Origin of the sequence: Erythrobacter sp. (assembly GCF_023653175.1) — a bacterium.
Classification (GTDB): domain Bacteria; phylum Pseudomonadota; class Alphaproteobacteria; order Sphingomonadales; family Sphingomonadaceae; genus Erythrobacter.
The window spans coordinates 1-17,419 of sequence record NZ_JAMNXL010000068.1 but is presented as its reverse complement, the minus strand read 5'-3'; the positions used below and the strand labels follow the sequence as shown (position 1 = coordinate 17,419).

The 17,419-nt window shown below is 65.2% G+C and carries 10 protein-coding genes; 5 read left to right on the top strand and 5 right to left on the bottom strand.

Annotated features, from left to right (window positions below; translation table 11 throughout):
- A partial coding sequence (locus NBV68_RS09445) for a type II secretion system F family protein (RefSeq protein ID WP_296309135.1) occupies nucleotides 1-566 on the top strand: 566 nt, incomplete at its 5' end.
- Nucleotides 567-590: 24 nt separating this feature from the next.
- Here the strand turns inward: NBV68_RS09445 and NBV68_RS09440 are convergent.
- The 4 genes from NBV68_RS09440 to NBV68_RS09425 form a co-directional block, all read right to left on the bottom strand.
- A complete protein-coding gene (locus NBV68_RS09440) occupies nucleotides 591-1,088 on the bottom strand; it encodes a MarR family winged helix-turn-helix transcriptional regulator (RefSeq protein ID WP_296309132.1) in 498 nt (165 codons plus the stop codon).
- Nucleotides 1,081-1,953, bottom strand: coding sequence for a crotonase/enoyl-CoA hydratase family protein (locus NBV68_RS09435; RefSeq protein ID WP_296309131.1), 873 nt, complete (start codon nucleotides 1,951-1,953; stop codon nucleotides 1,081-1,083). The genes NBV68_RS09440 and NBV68_RS09435 overlap by 8 nt, the downstream gene beginning before the upstream one ends.
- 548 nt (nucleotides 1,954-2,501) lie before the next feature.
- Nucleotides 2,502-3,287: an SDR family NAD(P)-dependent oxidoreductase gene (locus tag NBV68_RS09430; protein ID WP_296309127.1), complete on the bottom strand. Its 786-nt coding sequence runs from the start codon at nucleotides 3,285-3,287 to the stop codon at nucleotides 2,502-2,504.
- 26 nt (nucleotides 3,288-3,313) lie between these two features.
- On the bottom strand, nucleotides 3,314-4,483 hold the full coding sequence (locus NBV68_RS09425) for an acetyl-CoA C-acetyltransferase (RefSeq protein WP_296309125.1): 1,170 nt from the start codon (nucleotides 4,481-4,483) through the stop codon (nucleotides 3,314-3,316).
- Between the two features lie 463 nt (nucleotides 4,484-4,946).
- Here NBV68_RS09425 and NBV68_RS09420 point away from each other — a divergent pair, with 463 nt between their 5' ends.
- Together NBV68_RS09420 and NBV68_RS09415 are read left to right on the top strand one after the other, a co-directional pair.
- On the top strand, nucleotides 4,947-7,976 hold the full coding sequence (locus NBV68_RS09420) for a TonB-dependent receptor (RefSeq protein ID WP_296309123.1): 3,030 nt from the start codon (nucleotides 4,947-4,949) through the stop codon (nucleotides 7,974-7,976).
- A gap of 260 nt (nucleotides 7,977-8,236) precedes the next feature.
- Nucleotides 8,237-11,509, top strand: coding sequence for a TonB-dependent receptor (locus tag NBV68_RS09415; protein ID WP_296309121.1), 3,273 nt, complete (start codon nucleotides 8,237-8,239; stop codon nucleotides 11,507-11,509).
- Between the two features lie 114 nt (nucleotides 11,510-11,623).
- Here NBV68_RS09415 and clpB read toward each other — a convergent pair whose 3' ends face one another.
- On the bottom strand, nucleotides 11,624-14,200 hold the full coding sequence (clpB, locus tag NBV68_RS09410) for an ATP-dependent chaperone ClpB (protein ID WP_296309119.1): 2,577 nt from the start codon (nucleotides 14,198-14,200) through the stop codon (nucleotides 11,624-11,626).
- 205 nt (nucleotides 14,201-14,405) lie between these two features.
- Here clpB and NBV68_RS09405 point away from each other — a divergent pair, with 205 nt between their 5' ends.
- Entirely contained in the window at nucleotides 14,406-16,625 is a 2,220-nt protein-coding gene (locus NBV68_RS09405) for an acylase (RefSeq protein WP_296309117.1), read from the top strand.
- 48 nt (nucleotides 16,626-16,673) lie between these two features.
- A partial coding sequence (locus tag NBV68_RS09400) for a pitrilysin family protein (RefSeq protein ID WP_296309115.1) occupies nucleotides 16,674-17,419 on the top strand: 746 nt, incomplete at its 3' end.

Sequence of the window (17,419 nt, the reverse complement as noted above, 5' to 3'; positions counted from 1 at the left end):
CGATGACCCGGCTCGGCGCCTTCGCGATGTCGGTGTTCCTGTCCTACAAGGGCCCCGAGCTCTATCTCATCAACAAGGCGACCAAGCGCACCAAGGAAATCCAGAAGGGCCTGCCCGATGCGCTCGACCTGCTGGTGATCTGCGCCGAGGCCGGTCTGACGGTCGACGCGGCCTTCAACCGCGTCGCCAAGGAACTGGGCCGCGCCTATCCCGAACTGGGCGACGAATTCGCGCTCACCGCGATCGAACTCAGCTTCCTCAACGAACGGCGCATGGCGTTCAACAACCTTGCCTACCGCGTCAATCTCGAAGCGGTGAAGGGCGTGGTGACCACCATGGTCCAGACCGAACGCTACGGCACCCCGCTCGCCTCGGCGCTGCGCGTGCTCTCGGCCGAATTCCGTAACGAGCGCATGATGCGCGCCGAGGAAAAGGCCGCACGTCTGCCCGCGATCATGACCGTGCCGCTGATCGTGTTCATTCTGCCCACGCTGTTCGTCGTCATTCTCGGCCCCGCGGCCTGTTCGATCAGCGACAACCTCGTCAACTCGAACGTGGGCAAGTAACAACCCGGGACGGCCGGAGCGGGATCAGTCCTGCTCCGGCCATTCGGGTGCAGGCTCGGCGAGCCGCATCGCCCGCGCCCTGAGCCGCGCGAGCAGATTGCGCAAATCCGCCTCCTCCGCGCCGCCGAAACCTTCGAGCAACTCGCGCTCGGTCGCACGCGCCAGCGGCATCACCTCGGCATGGATCGCGCGCCCTTCGGCAGTCAGCGCCAGCAGGTGCGAGCGGCCATCGCCCGGATTGGGCACCCGCGCGATCAGTCCGCGCTCTTCCAGCACCCGGGCCGCGCGGTTGACCGCGACCTTGTCCATCACCGTCGCCGCGGTCAGCGAACGCTGGGTCAGTTCGCGCCCCGCCGCCTCGGCATCGCCCAGCACCGCCATTACCCGCCATTCGGGGATCTTGAGGCCGAACCGCTTGCGATAGCGCTCGGCGATCAGGCTGCTGACTGCGTTGGAGGTGACCGACAGCTGGTAGGGAAGGAAGCCCGCCAGCTCGCCTGCCCCCGGCCCATCCTCACTCATAGGGGCGCTCGTCCCACCACGGGTAGAAATCGGGCATGTCGGCGCTGACCTTGCCGGGATACATCGCGCGGCGCTTTTCGAGGAAGCTGGCGATGCCCTCCTTGGCGTCCGCGCCGCGGCTGAGACGGTAGATCGCGCGGCTGTCGATCTTGTGGGCTTCCATCGGATGATCGGCGCTGGCGAGCCGCCACATCATCGCCCGCGTCATCGCCACCGAAACGCCAGAGGTGTTCTCGGCGATCTCGCGCGCCAGCGATTGAGCAGCGTGGAGCAGATCCTCGGGCGCATGGATTGAACGCACGAGGCCCCCTGCCCGTGCCTCCTCGGCATCGAAGATCCGGCCGGTGTAGCACCACTCCAATGCCTGCTGAATGCCGACGATGCGCGGCAGGAACCAGCTCGAGGCAGCCTCGGGCACGATCCCGCGCCGCGCGAAGACGAAGCCGAAGCGTGCGGTGGCGCTGGCGAGGCGGATGTCCATGGCGAGCTGCATCGTCGCGCCCACGCCCACCGCCACGCCGTTGCAGGCCGAGATCAGCGGCTTCTTGGATTCGAACAGTCGCAGCGTCAGCAGGCCCCCGCCGTCGCGCACGCGCGGGTCGGAGAGATCGTCGACCTGCGTGGGATCGGAGAACACATGGCCGCCGCCCTCGGGCGTCAGATCCGCGCCGGCGCAGAAGGCGCGTTCGCCGGCGCCTGTGAAGATCACCGCGCGAACCGCATCATCGGCGTCGATATCATCCATCGCCGCCATGATCTCCTGCCCCATGGTGCGGGTATAGGCGTTCATCTTGTCGGGACGGTTCAACGTGATGGTGGCGATGCCATCGGCCTTGACGAGGGTGATCTGGGTGTATCGTGTCATAGCGGCTCACTCCGGGACCGGGCCTTGGCGCCCGTGTTGGAGACATATGAGACACGCTGGCGCGACGGAAAACAAGCCTTGCGCCCATGCGCGTTTTTGTGAGGCGCAGGCGATGCGAAGGGCTACAGGGGCAGCATTGCGGGGACCTTGCGCAGCGCCTGCCATGCAGGAAAGCGCCCAGCGCGTCCGGCACTGCGCGGCAAGCGCGAGGCTCTTGGCACGGGCAATCGATGCAGTGCCGGCAATCGAAAATCCAGCCACCTAACTTTAGTTAGTTTTTAGGATTGCGCAGACGCGGGAACGTGTGACATTGCCGGCCCGTAGACGGGGGCCGCCAAGCCGCCTGCCACAAGGACTCTGTGATCTTTTCACTCACCCGGGCGGCGCAGGCTCCGAGTGAGCGTACGCCTTCCCTCCCTGCTCGGTGACGAACGAGGAGGTGAACGGGGCCGGAAGGCTCCGGTCGGAGGGGTCGGCCGGCTGGGCACGACCTCTCCGACAACCGGGCGCAGGCTTGGCGCGGGGTCATCCGCCACCGCCCATCGCGATCAGCGCGGGGCCATGCGGATCGCGCCGTCGAGACGCACGTCCTCGCCGTTGAAGTAGCCGGTCTCGATCATGGTCATGGCGAGCTTGGCATATTCCACCGGCATGCCGAGACGCTTGGGGAACGGCACCGATGCCGCCAGCGCATCGCGCACGTTCTGCGGCGCGGCAGCGAGCAGCGGGGTGTCGAAGATGCCCGGCAGGATGGTGTTGACGCGGATGCCCTCGTTCATGAGGTCGCGCGCGATCGGCAGGGTCATGCCGATCACGCCCGCCTTCGAGGCCGAGTAGGCCGCCTGACCGATCTGGCCGTCCTCGCCCGCGACCGACGCCGTGTTGACGATCGCGCCGCGCTCGCCGAACTCGTCGAGCGGATCGAGGGTCATCATGCCCGCGGCCGACTTGGCGATGCAGCGGAAGGTGCCGATCAGGTTGACCTGGATCACGAAATCGAAGGCCGAAATCGGGAAATGCTTGATCGAGCCGTCTTCCTTCGAGCGGCTGGCGGTCTTGATCGCGTTGCCGATCCCGGCGCAGTTCACAAGGATACGCTCCTGCCCGTGGGCTTCGCGCGCCTTGGCGAAACCGGCGTCGACATCGGCATCGCTGGTCACGTTGACGAGGCAGAACACCCCGCCCAGTTCAGCCGCGAGCGCTTCGCCCTTCTCGGCGTTCATGTCGAAGATCGCGACCTTCGCGCCCTTCGCGGCGAGCGCGCGCGCGGTGGCCGCGCCAAGGCCCGAGGCCCCGCCGGTGACGACCGCGGGGGTGTTGGCTGAAACTTCCATGATTTTTCCTCTCAGATGGTAAAGAGTTAGAGCGCCTCGATGATGGTGACGTTGGCGACACCGCCGCCTTCGCACATCGTCTGCAGGCCGTATTTCTTGCCGCGCGCGCGCAAGGCGTGGACCAGGGTCGCCATCAGCTTGGTGCCGGATGCGCCAAGCGGGTGGCCCAATGCGATCGCGCCGCCATTGACGTTCAGGCGCTCGGGATCCGCGCCCGTGTGCTTGAGCCATGCGAGCGGCACCGAGGCGAAGGCTTCGTTCACCTCGAACAGGTCGATATCATCAATGGTGAGCCCGGCGCGCTGCAAGGCGCGGTCGGTGGCAAACAGCGGCTCTTCGAGCATGATCACCGGATCGCCCGCGGTCACGGTGAGGTTGTGGATGCGCGCCAGCGGGTTGAGGCCATGGGCCTTCAATGCCGCCTCCGACACCACCAGCACCGCCGAAGACCCGTCGCAGATCTGGCTGGCCGAGGCCGCGGTGATCGCCCCATCCGGCGAGAGCAGCTTGACGCCCGCGATGCCTTCTAGCGTTGCATCGAAGCGGATGCCTTCGTCGACGGTGTGCAGCTGCGGGCCTTCGGGCGTCTCGATTTCAATCGCGACGATCTCGTGTCCGAAGGCCCCGCCCTGCGTGGCGGCAATCGCCTTCTGGTGGCTGGCGAAGGCGAAGCGATCAAGATCGTCCTTGGTGAAGCCGTGCTTCTTGACGATCATTTCGGCGCCCATGAACTGGCTGAAGTTGATGCCCGGGAACTTCGCCTCGATGCCATCGGCCTTGTGATAGAGGCCTTCCTTCATGTGCAGCGTGACGTTGGAGCCCATCGGCACGCGGGTCATGCTTTCCACGCCACTGGCGATCACCACGTCCTGCGTGCCGCTCATCACCGCTTGCGCTGCGAACTGGATCGCCTGCTGGCTGGATCCGCACTGGCGGTCGATGGTGACCGCGGGGGTCGACTGCGGGAGCAGCTTCGATGCCAGCACCCCCATGCGCCCGACCTGCATCGCCTGCTCGCCCGCCTGGCTGACGCAGCCGGTCACCACATCGTCGATCGCCTTGGGGTCGATCCCCGAACGCTCGACGATCGCATCGAGCGACTTTGCCAGCAGATCGACCGGATGCACTCCGGCGAGCCGCCCGCCACGGCGCCCGCCCGCAGTGCGGACGGCTTCGACGATATAAGCTGTGGTCATGTTTCTCTCCTCAAGCTCGGCTTGTGACCGCCGCACGGCGCGAAAGTCGGTTTCGCTTCGCCACCCGATTGCCACCCCGCCTATTGAACCGAACTGACCAAATCAAGCGGTCAAAGTGAGAGATGCCGAGCGCCAGCCAAGGTCACGATCAACCCGGCAGGCGGCACGGTCAGGCCGGCCAACCGCCGGCACTTTTGCTCTATGTTGCTTTTTGGCCGCAGGAGGGCGACCTTCATCTATGTTACAATCTAATGATTATATTCAGGTTTATTGCGATTTGTCGTTCAGCCTTTCGGGCAATTCAGCCCTGTGTTGCAAGTTTGTCACTCTTTCTGTGCTGAATGTCCCGACCCTAATCTGAAGCAGTAATTCCATGCGCGAGCTGTCCCATCGCCACCAAACGAAGGGGCTGGCCCACGCCGTGCGGCCCCTTGAGTCAAAAACGCATGGAGGACCTACCCCGATGAACAAGCTTGCATTCCTCAAGGCAGGAGCGGCTACCGCTGTTATCGCGCTGACCGTCAGCGCCCCGGCCTATGCGCAGGAAGCAGATGGTGCGCCCGAGCCTGCTGCGCAAAGCGAAGCGGCTTCGAACGAAGACGTGGGGCAGGCGATCGTCGTCACCGGATCGCGCATTGCTTCGGCGGAAGTCGATTCCCCGGCGCCGCTGCAGATCGTCAACGAGCAGCTGATCGAAGACTCCGGTGTCATCAACATTCAGGAGCTGCTGCTCGAGAACCCGGTGTTCGGCACGCCCACTCTCAGCCGCACCAACGCCGCCTTCCTGACCTCGGGGACAGGCATCGCCACCATCGACCTTCGCGATCTCGGTTCGGACCGCACCCTGGTGCTTATCAACGGCCGCCGCGTGGTCTCGAGCCTTGCCGGTTCGTCGACGGTCGACCTCAACGTCATCCCCACCCAGTTCCTGCAGCAGGTCGACATCCTGACCGGCGGCGCCTCCTCGCTCTATGGTTCTGACGCCGTCGCCGGGGTCGTGAACTTCATCTACAAGACCGATTTCGAAGGCATCGACGCCAACGCGCAGTACAATATCACCGAGCGCGGCGACGATGCGCGCTATCAGGCGAATGTCACGGTCGGCACCAACGTGGCTGACGGTCGCGGCAATATCATGGTTCACTTGGGATATTCGAAAGAAGAGGGCCTGCTATCGCGCCAGCGTCCCAATACCCGGGTCGACGATATCGATTCGATCTTCTTCGGCGGTGAGTTCGGAGTTCCGACCGAGCCGTTCTTCTCCTCCTTCCCTCCACAGGGCCGGTTCATCACCGCGGGCGGCCCATTCACCTACGATCCGAGCGGCAACCTGCAGAACTGCTTCGATTCGAACGCACCGACCTGCACTGCGACCATCGGATCGGGCACCGGACCCAACGGCTTCAACCGCCAGAACTTCCGCACTCTGGCCGTTCCGGTCGAGCGTTACCTGTTTGCGGCGCGCGGCACGTACGAGATCACCGATGACGTGAACTTCTTCTTCGAAGGCACCTTCAACAACACGTCTTCGTCGCGCATTATCGAGCCCTTCCCGCTCGAATCCGGAGGCGCCAACGGCGTCTTCCCCACCGGCGGTGGCTACAACATCGAGAACCGGGCGAACATCGACCTCAATGGCAACGGGGTTCTGGAGCCTGGCGAATTCGGGCTGATTGTTGCAAACCCGCTGGTTCCACAGGAAATCCTCGACGCGTCCGAAGACAGCAACGGCGACGGCCTGCGCGATATCGGGTTCGTGCGGCGCCTGTCGGAATTCGGCAACCGCACCGGCTCGACCGAGCGCAACTTCTATCGCTTTGTGGTTGGCCTCGAAGGCGGCCTGTTCGACGACCGCTTCCGCTGGGATCTCAGCTACAATTATGGCCGCGTGAACGAGAACCAGGTTTCCTCGGGCCAGGTCAACGTGCCCAACTTCCGCGACGCGCTCGCGGTTCGGGCCGAGATAGGCGACGAGAACGGCAACGGCATCGCCGGCGAAGCGATCTGTATCGACGACGATGCCCGCGCCAATGGCTGCGCTCCGGCCAATATTTTTGGCGAGGGCGCGCTGTCGCAGGCGGCGGTGAATTACATCGCGGCGCAGGGGACGTTCCAGACCGGCATCCAGCAACAGGTCGTGCAGGGGAACATCGGCGGCTCGCTGTTCGAACTTCCGGCCGGCCCGCTCGGCATTGCTGCGGGATTCGAGTACCGCAAGGAATCGTCTTTCGAGGATAACGACGCCCTGACCAATGCCGGCCTCAACGCCGGGAACGTGCTGCCGGATACCTCGGGTTCGTTCGACGTGAAGGAGGCCTACGCCGAAGTGCGCGTCCCGCTGCTGGCCGACACCCCATTCTTCGAACTGCTCGAAATCGGCGGCGCGGTGCGCATTTCCGACTATTCGACGGTAGGATCGGTGTTCAGCTGGAACGTGACCGGAACCTGGCAGCCGGTCGAGGACATCCGTTTTCGCGGCACCATCGCCGAGGCGGTTCGCGCGCCGAATGTGGCCGAACTGTTCTCGGGCCTCTCGCAGACCTTCCCGAGCGGGCTTGTCGATCCCTGCGCCGGGATCGGCGCGAGCGGCGGCGGGGCTCTCGGCGACAATTGCCGCGCCGACCCGGGCGTGGCCGCCAACATTGCCGCCAATGGTGTCTTCACCCTGAGCCAGCCCGACCTTCAGGGCATCTCGGGCTTCAATGGCGGCAACCCGAACCTTGGCGAAGAAACTGCCCGGTCCTACACTGCCGGCGTGGTCATCAACCCGCGGTCTTTCGACGCACTGCGCAATCTGACGGTCACGGCAGACTACTATAATTACGAGATCGAGGACGTGATCTCGGGCTTCCCGCGGCAGTTCACCCTCGATCAGTGCTACGCTCAGGGCAACCAGACCTTCTGTGACCTGATCACCCGCCGTCCGGGCGCAACGTCGAACAATAGTGCAGGTTCGATCGACCTGATCAACGCCCTGTCGGTGAATGCCGCCGTGCTCAAGACCTCGGGCGTCGACGTGACGGCGCAGTGGTTCACGCCTGTCGGCCTGTCCGACAATGATCGTCTGACCCTGCGCGGGGCCTACACCCACGTGCTCGAATACGACTTCTTCTCGCTGCCCGATGCCGATCCCGATCCGTCGGACGGCGAAATCGGCACGGCCAAGGACCGGTTCACGGCCAATGTCGCGTATCAGACGGATGATATCCGGCTGACCTTCAACGGTACGTTCATCGGGCGCTCGTTTGTCGACGACCAGTTCGACGGGCCGCGCGCTTATGAAATCCCTGCCGAATTCTACCTCGACGCGCAGGCGACCTTCTTCGCCACCGAGGCGTTCGAGTTCTATCTCGGCGTGGACAACCTGCTCGACAATGAAGCGCCGAACATCCTCAGCGGGATCACCGGCAACGTGACCGGTTCGGACACGGCTGCCGACGTCTATGACGTGTTCGGCCGCCGCTACTACGCGGGCGTCCGCCTCAAGCTCTGACGATCGGACTGCCGATCCGATGATTGATGCGGCGAGGCCTCAGGGTCTCGCCGCATTTTTTTGGCCGGGGCGCGCCGGCATGGTGGATCATCGCGGCGGTCGGAACGCACCGCTGCGAACCATTTTGTTGCAATCGCGCAACATCTATGAAGCTTCTGTGAATGCAAGCGTGCTTCGCACTGGCAGAAGGTTACGATAGTAGGCAGTCTGTCCTCCGGAACGCAATTTCCGCACTCTTTGTATCTAGGGGACGAAACCAGATGAGAAACTTGACGGCTAATGGCCGCCGCGTCGGCCTACTTTCGGGCGTTGGCCTCGCCGCCTTCGCATTCGCCTCGCCTGCTCTCGCGCAAGAGGCGGGCGATGACGTCGCTGCCGCGGCGGAGGAAACCGAAGAACCGACCGACATGACGATGACGGTGACCGGTTCGCGCATTCTGCGCCCGAACCTCGATTCGACCGTTCCTGTCGCGACGATCCAGGCCGAAGACCTGATCGATCGCGGTTCGCTTTCGCTCGGTGACGCGCTCGCCGAATTGCCGCAGCTCGGCTCGACCTTCACCCAGGCGAACTCGACCCGCTTCATCGGCACCGCCGGCATCAACCGCCTCGATCTGCGCAACCTCGGCACGTCGCGCACCCTGGTGCTCGTCAACGGGCGTCGTCACGTCACGTCGTCGCCGGGCACCTATGACGTCGACACGAACACCATCCCCTCGGACCTCCTCGAGCGCGTCGACATCGTGACCGGCGGTAACTCGGCCGTCTATGGTTCGGACGCGATCGCGGGCGTCGTCAACTTCGTCATGAAGACCGACTTCGAAGGCCTGCGCCTGCGCGGTCAGGCCGGCCTTTCGGATGAAGGCGATGCCGCCTCGCAGTTCGTCAGCCTCACGGCCGGCAAGAACTTCTTCGATGGTCGCCTGAACATCGCCTTTGCCGGTGAATATGCCAACAGCGACCAGCTGCTGAACACGCAGCGCGATTCTTTCACCGGTGCGCTGTCGGGCAACCCGAACTTCACCACCACGCAGCCGGTCTCGACCTACAACCCGGCCAACCGCACCATCACGCAGACGCCGAACCGCAACTTCGACGGCATCCCCAACACGTCGCTGATCGATGGGCTGCGCTTCCCGCAGCTCAACGCCAACGGCATGCTGCAGACCGTCTGCCCCTACCTCACCAATGCGCAATACGACGCGCTGAGCCCCACCGCGCGGGCCATTCACATCCAGCGGCTGCAGCTGAGCTGCTCGGGCACGACCGTGGTCGACGGTCGTACCGTCCCCGCGTTCTTCACCCCGACCGGCGGCGGCGTGAACCACTTCTGGTCGTTCAATGCCGATGGTACCGAACTGGTCCGCTCGGTGCCGACGGCTGACCTGCGTCCGCTCGGTGGCGGCGTGGTCGGCGGCCTGGGTTCGACCGGCCTTGAAGGCGGGCAGCTGCTGCCCGAACTTCAGCGCTACTCGGCGAACATCTTCATCAATGCCGACATCAGCCCGGCCTTCCAGCCGTTCCTCGAAGCCAAGTATGTGCGCGTGGACTCGATCCAGGCGTCCAACCAGGCGACCTTCGCCACGGGCGTGCTGCGTTCCAGCTACCGGATCGACAACCCGTTTCTGACGGATCGCGTCCGCGAGCAGATCATCGCGATCCAGGGTCTCGACCCGACCTCGGCGGCAGTCGTGAACGGTACGCAGACCTTCAACGCGTTCCGCTTCAACTATGACCTTGGCACGCGCGCCGAAGATCACCGCCGCGAAACCTACCGCGTCGTCGTCGGCGCCTCGGGCGATCTGTCGTCCACGGGGAGCCTGCGTTACGAAGTGGCGTTCAACTACGGCCAGACCGAGACGTACTACGAAACCGGCGGCAACGTGAACGTGGCCAACTACAACCGTGCGACCGATGCGGCCCGCAATGCGCAGGGCCAGATCGTCTGCCGCGTCAACCTGACCACGGTGACCGATCCGAACTGCGCCCCGCTCAACCCGTTCGGCTTCGGCAACGCCAGCCAGGCGGCCAAGGACTACGTCCTTGCAGTCGCCTCGCGCGAACAGTGGGCCGAGCAGATCAATGCCACGGCGTTCATCTCGGGCAACACCGAGGGCTTCTTCGAACTGCCCGGCGGGCCGGTCGGCTTCGCGATCGGTGCCGAGTATCGTCGTGAAGATGCCTTCTCGGCCTTCGACCCCCTGACCGTGAGCGGCGCGACCTTCCTCAACGCCATCGGTGCCTTCAACCCGCCGGCGCAGGAAATTCGCGAACTGTTCGGCGAAATCCGCCTGCCGCTGCTCGCCGAAATGCCTTTCGTCGAGGAACTGACCATTGAAGGCGCCGTGCGTTATTCGGACTACAACACCGCCACCGGCGGGGTGTGGGCCTATAACGGCGGCATCGTCTATTCGCCGGTGCGCGATGTCCGCTTCCGTGCCGCCTATGGCCGCGCGGTGCGTGCTCCCAACATCGGTGACCTGTTCTCGACGGCGTCGGAAACCTTCCTCAACGGTCTCGTCGACCCCTGCAACCAGACGGTCATCAACGACAACCCGAACCGCGCCCGCAACTGCGCCGCGGCCGGCGTTCCGACGACGCTCGTCGTCAACGGCGAAACCCGTCCCTGGACCAACACTCCGGCATCGGGCATCTCGGGCGTCTCGGCAGGCAACCCGAACCTCCAGCCGGAAACCTCGGACTCCTTCACTGTGGGTGCGGTGTTCCAGCCGAGCTTCGTGCCGGGGCTGAGCTTCTCGGTCGACTACTACGACATCCAGGTCGAAAGCGTCATCGCCTCGGTCGGTTCGCAGGCGATCATCAACCAGTGCTACGACGACCCGGTGGGCATCGACAACCCGTTCTGCGCCGCCGTGTTCCGTCGCACCAGCGCCGATCCGTTCGAGAACGCCACTTTCGCCGGTCAGCGTGACCGTGTGATCGCCGGTATCCCGAACATCAACCTGACCCAGACCGGCCCGTCGTTCCTGCAGGCACCCTTCAACTTCGCAAAGCTGAAGGCCCGCGGTGTCGACTTCGAGATGAACTACAACACCGATCTGTCCGAGAACGTGAAGCTCAGCATCCGCGGCGTGTTGACCTACAACCTCGAGCGTGAAGACTTCACCTTCATCACCGCGCCCGAGCAGTCGGTTCGCCTGAACGGGACGCTGGGTCTTCCGACCTGGGCTGCCAACGTCTTCATGAACCTCGACTTCAACGAGTTCGATGTGGGCTATACCGCCCGGTTCCTGTCGCGGATGGCAGTGAACGATTGGGAAACGCAGAACACCCACCAGGGTCGTGGGCCGACCAACCCGGACGCCACGCCCTTCGCGTTCTACCCGGACATCGTCTATCACAACCTGCGCTTCGGCTTCGAGCCGGAGGGCACCAAGTTCCGGTTCTACGGCGGTATCGACAACGTGCTTGATCAGCTGCCGCCCTCTCCGCTGTCCGGCACCGCTGCCGGCTCGGGGATCTACCCGATCCAGGGCCGCTACTTCTATGCAGGTGCGACCGTCGCTTTCTGATCACCGAGTGATCGGAACGACCGAAACAGGAAAGGCCCCGGCGATGCCGGGGCCTTTTTTGTATGCGCTCTTGCCAGAGCGACGAACCCGGGCGGCGCAGCAGCGCGCCTGTGCTTAGCCTGCGGTCATGGTCAGCGCCCCGTCGCCCTCGTCGATGCGCAAGGTGCTGCCATCGGGCAGCCGCCCCTCGAGCAGCATCTCGGCGAGCGGGTCCTGCAGGTAGCGCTGCACCGCGCGCTTGAGCGGCCGCGCGCCATAGACCGGATCATAGCCGACCCGCCCGAGCCAGCGCAGCGCCGCCTCGGTGAGGTCCAATGTGATCTTGCGGTCGGCGAGCAGCTTCTGGACGCGCCCCACCTGAATCTCGACGATCGGCGCCATGTGCTCCTGCCCCAAGCGGTGGAACAGGATGATCTCGTCCAATCGGTTGAGGAATTCGGGCCGGAAATGCCCGCGCACCACGTCCATCACGTCCTTTTCGACCGTCGCCGGTTCCGCCCCGTCGGGCAGGTTGGCAAGGTATTGACTGCCGAGGTTCGAGGTGAGGATGATCAGCGTGTTGGCAAAGTCCACCACCCGCCCCTGCCCGTCGGTCAGGCGGCCGTCGTCGAGCACCTGGAGCAGCACGTTGAACACGTCGCTGTGCGCCTTCTCGACCTCGTCGAACAGCACCACCTGATAGGGGCGGCGGCGCACGGCCTCGGTCAGCACCCCACCCTCTTCATAGCCGACATAGCCCGGAGGCGCGCCGATCAGGCGGGCGACGGCGTGCTTCTCCATGAACTCGCTCATGTCGATGCGCACCATCGCGCTGTCATCGTCGAACAGGAACCCGGCGAGCGCCTTGGTCAGCTCGGTCTTGCCGACGCCCGTGGGGCCGAGGAACAGGAAGCTGCCGAGCGGCCGCCCCGGATCCTGCAAGCCAGCGCGCGCGCGGCGGACGGCCTTGGAGACCGCCTCGATCGCCTGCGACTGGCCGATCACACGCTTGCCGAGGATGCTCTCCATCGCCAGCAGCTTCTCGCGCTCGCCCGCCATCATCTTCTCGACCGGCACGCCCGTCCAGCGGCTGACGACGCCGGCGATGTCCTCCTCGGTCACCTCCTCGCGCAGCATGGCGTTGGCGGCCTGGCCCTGGGCTTCGGCGAGCTGCTTTTCGAGTTCGGGGATGCGCCCGTAGCTGAGCTCGCCCGCCTTCGCCAGATCGCCCTCGCGCTGTGCCTGCTCGAGTTCCAGCCGCGCGGCATCGAGCTGTTCCTTGATCTTGCCCTCGGCCTCGATCTTGTCGCGCTCGTTCTGCCAGCGGGTGGTGAGTTCGGCCGATTGCTGCTCGAGATTCGCCAGCTCCTCGCGCAGGGCGACCAAGCGGTCCTTGGAATTGGCGTCGGTCTCCTTGCTGAGCGCGCTTTCCTCGATCTTGAGCTGGATGATCCGCCGGTCGAGCGCCTCGATCTCCTCGGGCTTGCTCTCCACCTCCATGCGGATGCGGCTGGCCGCCTCGTCCATCAGGTCGATGGCCTTGTCGGGGAGGAAGCGGTTCTGGATGTAGCGGTCGGAGAGCTTGGCCGCCGCGACAATCGCGCCGTCGGTGATGCGCACCCCGTGGTGGAGTTCGTACTTGTCCTTGATCCCGCGCAGGATCGAGATGGTGTCCTCGACGCTCGGCTCGGCAATGAACACAGGCTGGAAGCGGCGCTGCAAGGCCGGGTCTTTCTCGACATACTTCTGGTACTCGTCGAGCGTGGTCGCGCCAATGCAATGGAGTTCGCCGCGCGACAGGGCGGGCTTCAAGAGGTTCGAGGCATCCATCGAACCTTCCGAAGCGCCCGCCCCTATCAGGGTGTGCATCTCGTCGATGAACAGGATGATCTGGCCCTCGGCGTGCTTCACCTCGTCGAGCACCGACTTCAGCCGCTCCTCGAATTCGCCGCGATATTTCGCGCCCGCGATCAGCGCGCCCATGTCGAGGCTCATGAGGGTGCGGCCCTTGAGGCTGTCGGGCACGTCGCCATTGGCGATCCGCAGCGCGAGCCCTTCCGCAATCGCGGTCTTGCCGGTGCCGGGCTCGCCGATCAGCGCGGGGTTGTTCTTGGTGCGCCGGGCGAGGATCTGGATGGTGCGGCGGATTTCCTCGTCGCGGCCGATGACCGGGTCGAGCTTGCCCGCGCGCGCGGCCTTGGTGAGGTCGCGGGCGAATTTTTCCATGGCGTCATAGGTGCTCTCGGCCCCGGCGCTGTCCGCGCGCTTGCCGCCGCGCAGCGCTTCGATCGCGGTGTTGAGCGATTGCGGGGTGATCCCGGCCGCCTTCAGCGCCTCGCCCGCAAGCGTCGGCGAAAGGGCCAGCGCGGTCAGCATCCGCTCGACCGTGACGTAGCTGTCGCCCGCCTTGTCAGCGAGCTGTTCGGCCTGATCCAGCAGGCGCACCGCGTCATTGTCGAGGCCCGGTGTCGCCTGCGCGCCGCCGCCCGTCACCGCCGGGATCTTGGATAGCCCAGCATCTACCGCGGTCGCAGCCAGCGGCGCCTGCCCGCCCGCGCGCTGGATCAGCCCGGCCGCCATGCCCTCGCTGTCTTCCAGCAAAGCCTTGGCGATGTGCAGCGGGGTGATGCGCTGGTGATTGAGGCGGATCGCGACAGTCTGCGCGGCCTGCAGGAAGCCCTTCGCGCGGTCGGTGAACTTTTCCAGATTCATGGTGGTCCAAACCCTCCAAATGTACCGCCAGCAGATAGTGTTGCACATTGGCAACACAAGCCCCCACACACAAAAAGCTGCGCGAGGTGTATTACCCGACTAGGTGGGTTCATTCCCTGCACAAGGCAAGGGGGCGCGTCGCTGCTTGACCTTGCCGCTCGCCCAAGCGATGGAAGACACGAGCGATTTGGGAGAGAAATCCGCCATGATCTGGGTGAAGCGCGGCGGTTTTGCGCTGGTGGTTCTGGTCGTGCTTGCCTTCGCGGTGCTCGCCACCTGGGAGCCTGTGATGATGGCGAGCGCCGCTTCTCCGGCGGGCACGCGCACCTACTCGGCCGAGATCATCCGCGACGAATGGGGTGTCCCGCACATTACCGGCAAGACCGATGCCGACACCGCCTATGGCGTCGCCATCGCCCATGCCGAGGACGATTTCTTCACGCTTCAGGACGTGGTCGCCATGTCGCGGGGCCGCTACGGCGCGATTGCGGGTGAGGACGGCGCGAAGGTCGATTATGTCTACCACCTGATCGACGCGCGCGGCACGGCGGAGCGGGAATATCCCAAGCTCCCCGCCGATACCCGCGCGCTTTTCGAGGCCTATGCGGCGGGCCTCAACCAATATGCCGCCGAGCACCCGGAGGAGCTGAAGCTCGCAAACCTCTTCCCGGTCGCCGGGATCGACGTGGCCGCCGGCTTTGCGCTGCGCCAACCGTTCTTCTTCGGGCTGGACGGCGTGATCGGGCCCTTGGTGGCAGGCGAGGACCTGCGCCGCGAGCACGGCCCCGACATCCCAGGCTTCCCCCGACCGCCGCTGGAGGCCGCTGCGCCCGCGCCGAACGCCGCGCCGAAGCAAGCGCGGACGCTGGTGCTGCCGCTGGGCGAGGACGCCGAGCACCTCGGCTCCAACGCCTTCGCGGTCGCGCCCACGAAGGGCGGCGGCACGACGACCCTGGTCTCCAACTCGCACCAGCCCCTGCGCGGCGGTGTCGCGTGGTACGAGCTGGTGGTCGAAAGCGGCGAAGGCTGGCATTTCGCGGGCGCGAATTTCCCCGGATCGCCCTTCCCCTTCCTCGGCCACAACGAGCATCTGGGGTGGACCAACACGGTCAACACCCCCGACATGATCGACGTATACCAGCTTGAGCTCGACGAGACCGGGATGCGCTACAAGCTCGACGGGGCGTGGCGCGATCTGGAGAGCGAATGGGTGACGCTGCCGGTCAAGATGGGGCCTGTCGTCCTGCCGATCCGCAAGGAGCTTCTGCGCTCGGTGCACGGCCCCGTCATCCGCAACGCCAAGGGCGCCTTTGCAGTGCGCTATGGCGGGATCGGGCAATTGCAGCAGCTTGACGCCTATTACCGGCTCAACAAGGCCAAGACTTTCGCCGAATGGGAGGGGCAGCTGTCGCGCCTCGCGATCCCCTCGACCAACTTCATCTATGCCGACCAGAGCGGCACCATCGCCTATGTCTACAACGCCGCGATCCCGAACCGCCCGGAAGGCGTGAAGGCGGATTGGCGTTCGGTGCTGCCCGGCAACCGCTCGGATCTGATTTGGCAGGGCGCGGTCGATTACAAGGCCCTGCCGCGCATTGTGAACCCGGCGAGCGGGTGGCTCTACAATTCGAACAACACCCCCTTCACCGCCGCAGGTAGCGGCGATGACCTCGACCCGGGGGCATTCGCCCCGGCCATGGGAATCGAACTGAAGCAGACCAACCGCTCGCGCCGCGCCTACAAGCTGCTCACCGAGGCGAGCGTGCTCGACCGGGCGACGCTGGAGCGGATCAAGTACGACACCGGCTACGAGCAGGATGGCTACATCGCCCGCCTGTTCGAGGCGCTGGAAGCGATGCCAGCCGAGGGCGATCTCGCCAAGGCGCGCGATCTGCTGCTGTCGTGGGACTTCACCTCCGACGGGCAAGGCGCAGCCGATGCCATCGCGATGCTGATGATCCGCGACTTCATGGCCGCCGATTACAACAACAAGCCCTTCCCCGATGTGGCCGAGAAACTGAAGGCGGCAAGCGATCACCTGATGCAGCATTTCGGCCGGCTCGACCCGCCGTTGGGCGATCTGGTGCGCCTCAGGCAGGGCAAGCGCGACCTGCCTGTCGATGGCGGTTCGGACACGCTGCGCGCCGCGACCACCTGGGACGTGGCGGACGACGGGCGGCTCAGCCTCAAGCACGGCGACAGCTTCATCATGTGGATCGAATGGCAGCCGGGCCAGAAGGTTAGCTCGCGCTCGGTGCAGCCCTTCGGCGCGGCGAGCACGCGGCCGCAAAGCCCGCATTACACCGACCAGATGACACTGTTCGTCGAACACCGGCTGAAGCCGGTCCACTTCTGGCGCGATGATCTTCTGGCGAGCGTCGCCGCCCGGCGCCACACCATCAAGACCGTCACCAATGCGCGCTGACCGGCGCCTGCCCTGCCCCAAGCGACCCCCTCACCGGAGCCCATGCCCATGACCCACCGTTTCGCGACCGCCAGCCTTTCCGCGCTCGCCCTTGCGCTGGCCGCGCCCTTCTCGCCCGCGCTGGCCGAGAGCGCGGCGCCCAAGCCGGCCCCGGCGGCCGCCCCCGCGGCCCCGCAGGCGCCCGCCGACCTGTCGATGCTCGTGTCCCAGGTGAACATCCCATACGAGCAGTTCCAGCTCGACAACGGCCTCACCGTGATCGTCCACGAGGATCGCAAGAGCCCGATCGTCGGCGTCACCGTCTATTACCGCGTCGGCAGCAAGAGCGAGCCGCGCGGGCGCACCGGCTTTGCCCACCTGTTCGAACACCTGATGTTCGGCGGCTCGGAAAACGTTGAGAATTTCGACATCCCGCTTGAGGCGGCGGGGTCGACCAGCACCAATGGCTCGACCTGGTATGACCGCACCAACTATGTCGAGACCGTGCCCACCGGCGCGCTCGATCTGGCACTGTTCATGGAAAGCGACCGCATGGGCTATCTGCTCGGCGCGATCACCCAGGACAAGCTCGACAAGCAGCGCGGCGTTGTCCAGAACGAAAAGCGTCAGGGCGACAACGCGCCCTACGGCCTCGTGCGCTACCAGATCGCCGAGGGCCTGTTGCCGGTCGGCCACCCCTATCGCCATTCGACGATCGGCTCGCTGGCCGATCTCGACGCGGCGAGCCTGACCGATGTGCGCAAGTGGTTCACCGACAATTACGGCCCCAACAACGTGGTGCTGGTGCTGGCCGG

What these genes read in the sequence shown, in the direction of transcription:
- NBV68_RS09440 (WP_296309132.1), bottom strand. Translation starts at nt 1,088, where the DNA reads ATGAGTGAGGATGGGCCGGGGGCAGGCGAGCTGGCGGGCTTCCTTCCC.
- NBV68_RS09435 (WP_296309131.1), bottom strand. Translation starts at nt 1,953, where the DNA reads ATGACACGATACACCCAGATCACCCTCGTCAAGGCCGATGGCATCGCC.
- NBV68_RS09430 (WP_296309127.1), bottom strand. Translation starts at nt 3,287, where the DNA reads ATGGAAGTTTCAGCCAACACCCCCGCGGTCGTCACCGGCGGGGCCTCG.
- NBV68_RS09425 (WP_296309125.1), bottom strand. Translation starts at nt 4,483, where the DNA reads ATGACCACAGCTTATATCGTCGAAGCCGTCCGCACTGCGGGCGGGCGC.
- NBV68_RS09420 (WP_296309123.1), top strand. Translation starts at nt 4,947, where the DNA reads ATGAACAAGCTTGCATTCCTCAAGGCAGGAGCGGCTACCGCTGTTATC.
- NBV68_RS09415 (WP_296309121.1), top strand. Translation starts at nt 8,237, where the DNA reads ATGAGAAACTTGACGGCTAATGGCCGCCGCGTCGGCCTACTTTCGGGC.
- clpB (WP_296309119.1), bottom strand. Translation starts at nt 14,200, where the DNA reads ATGAATCTGGAAAAGTTCACCGACCGCGCGAAGGGCTTCCTGCAGGCC.
- NBV68_RS09405 (WP_296309117.1), top strand. Translation starts at nt 14,406, where the DNA reads ATGATCTGGGTGAAGCGCGGCGGTTTTGCGCTGGTGGTTCTGGTCGTG.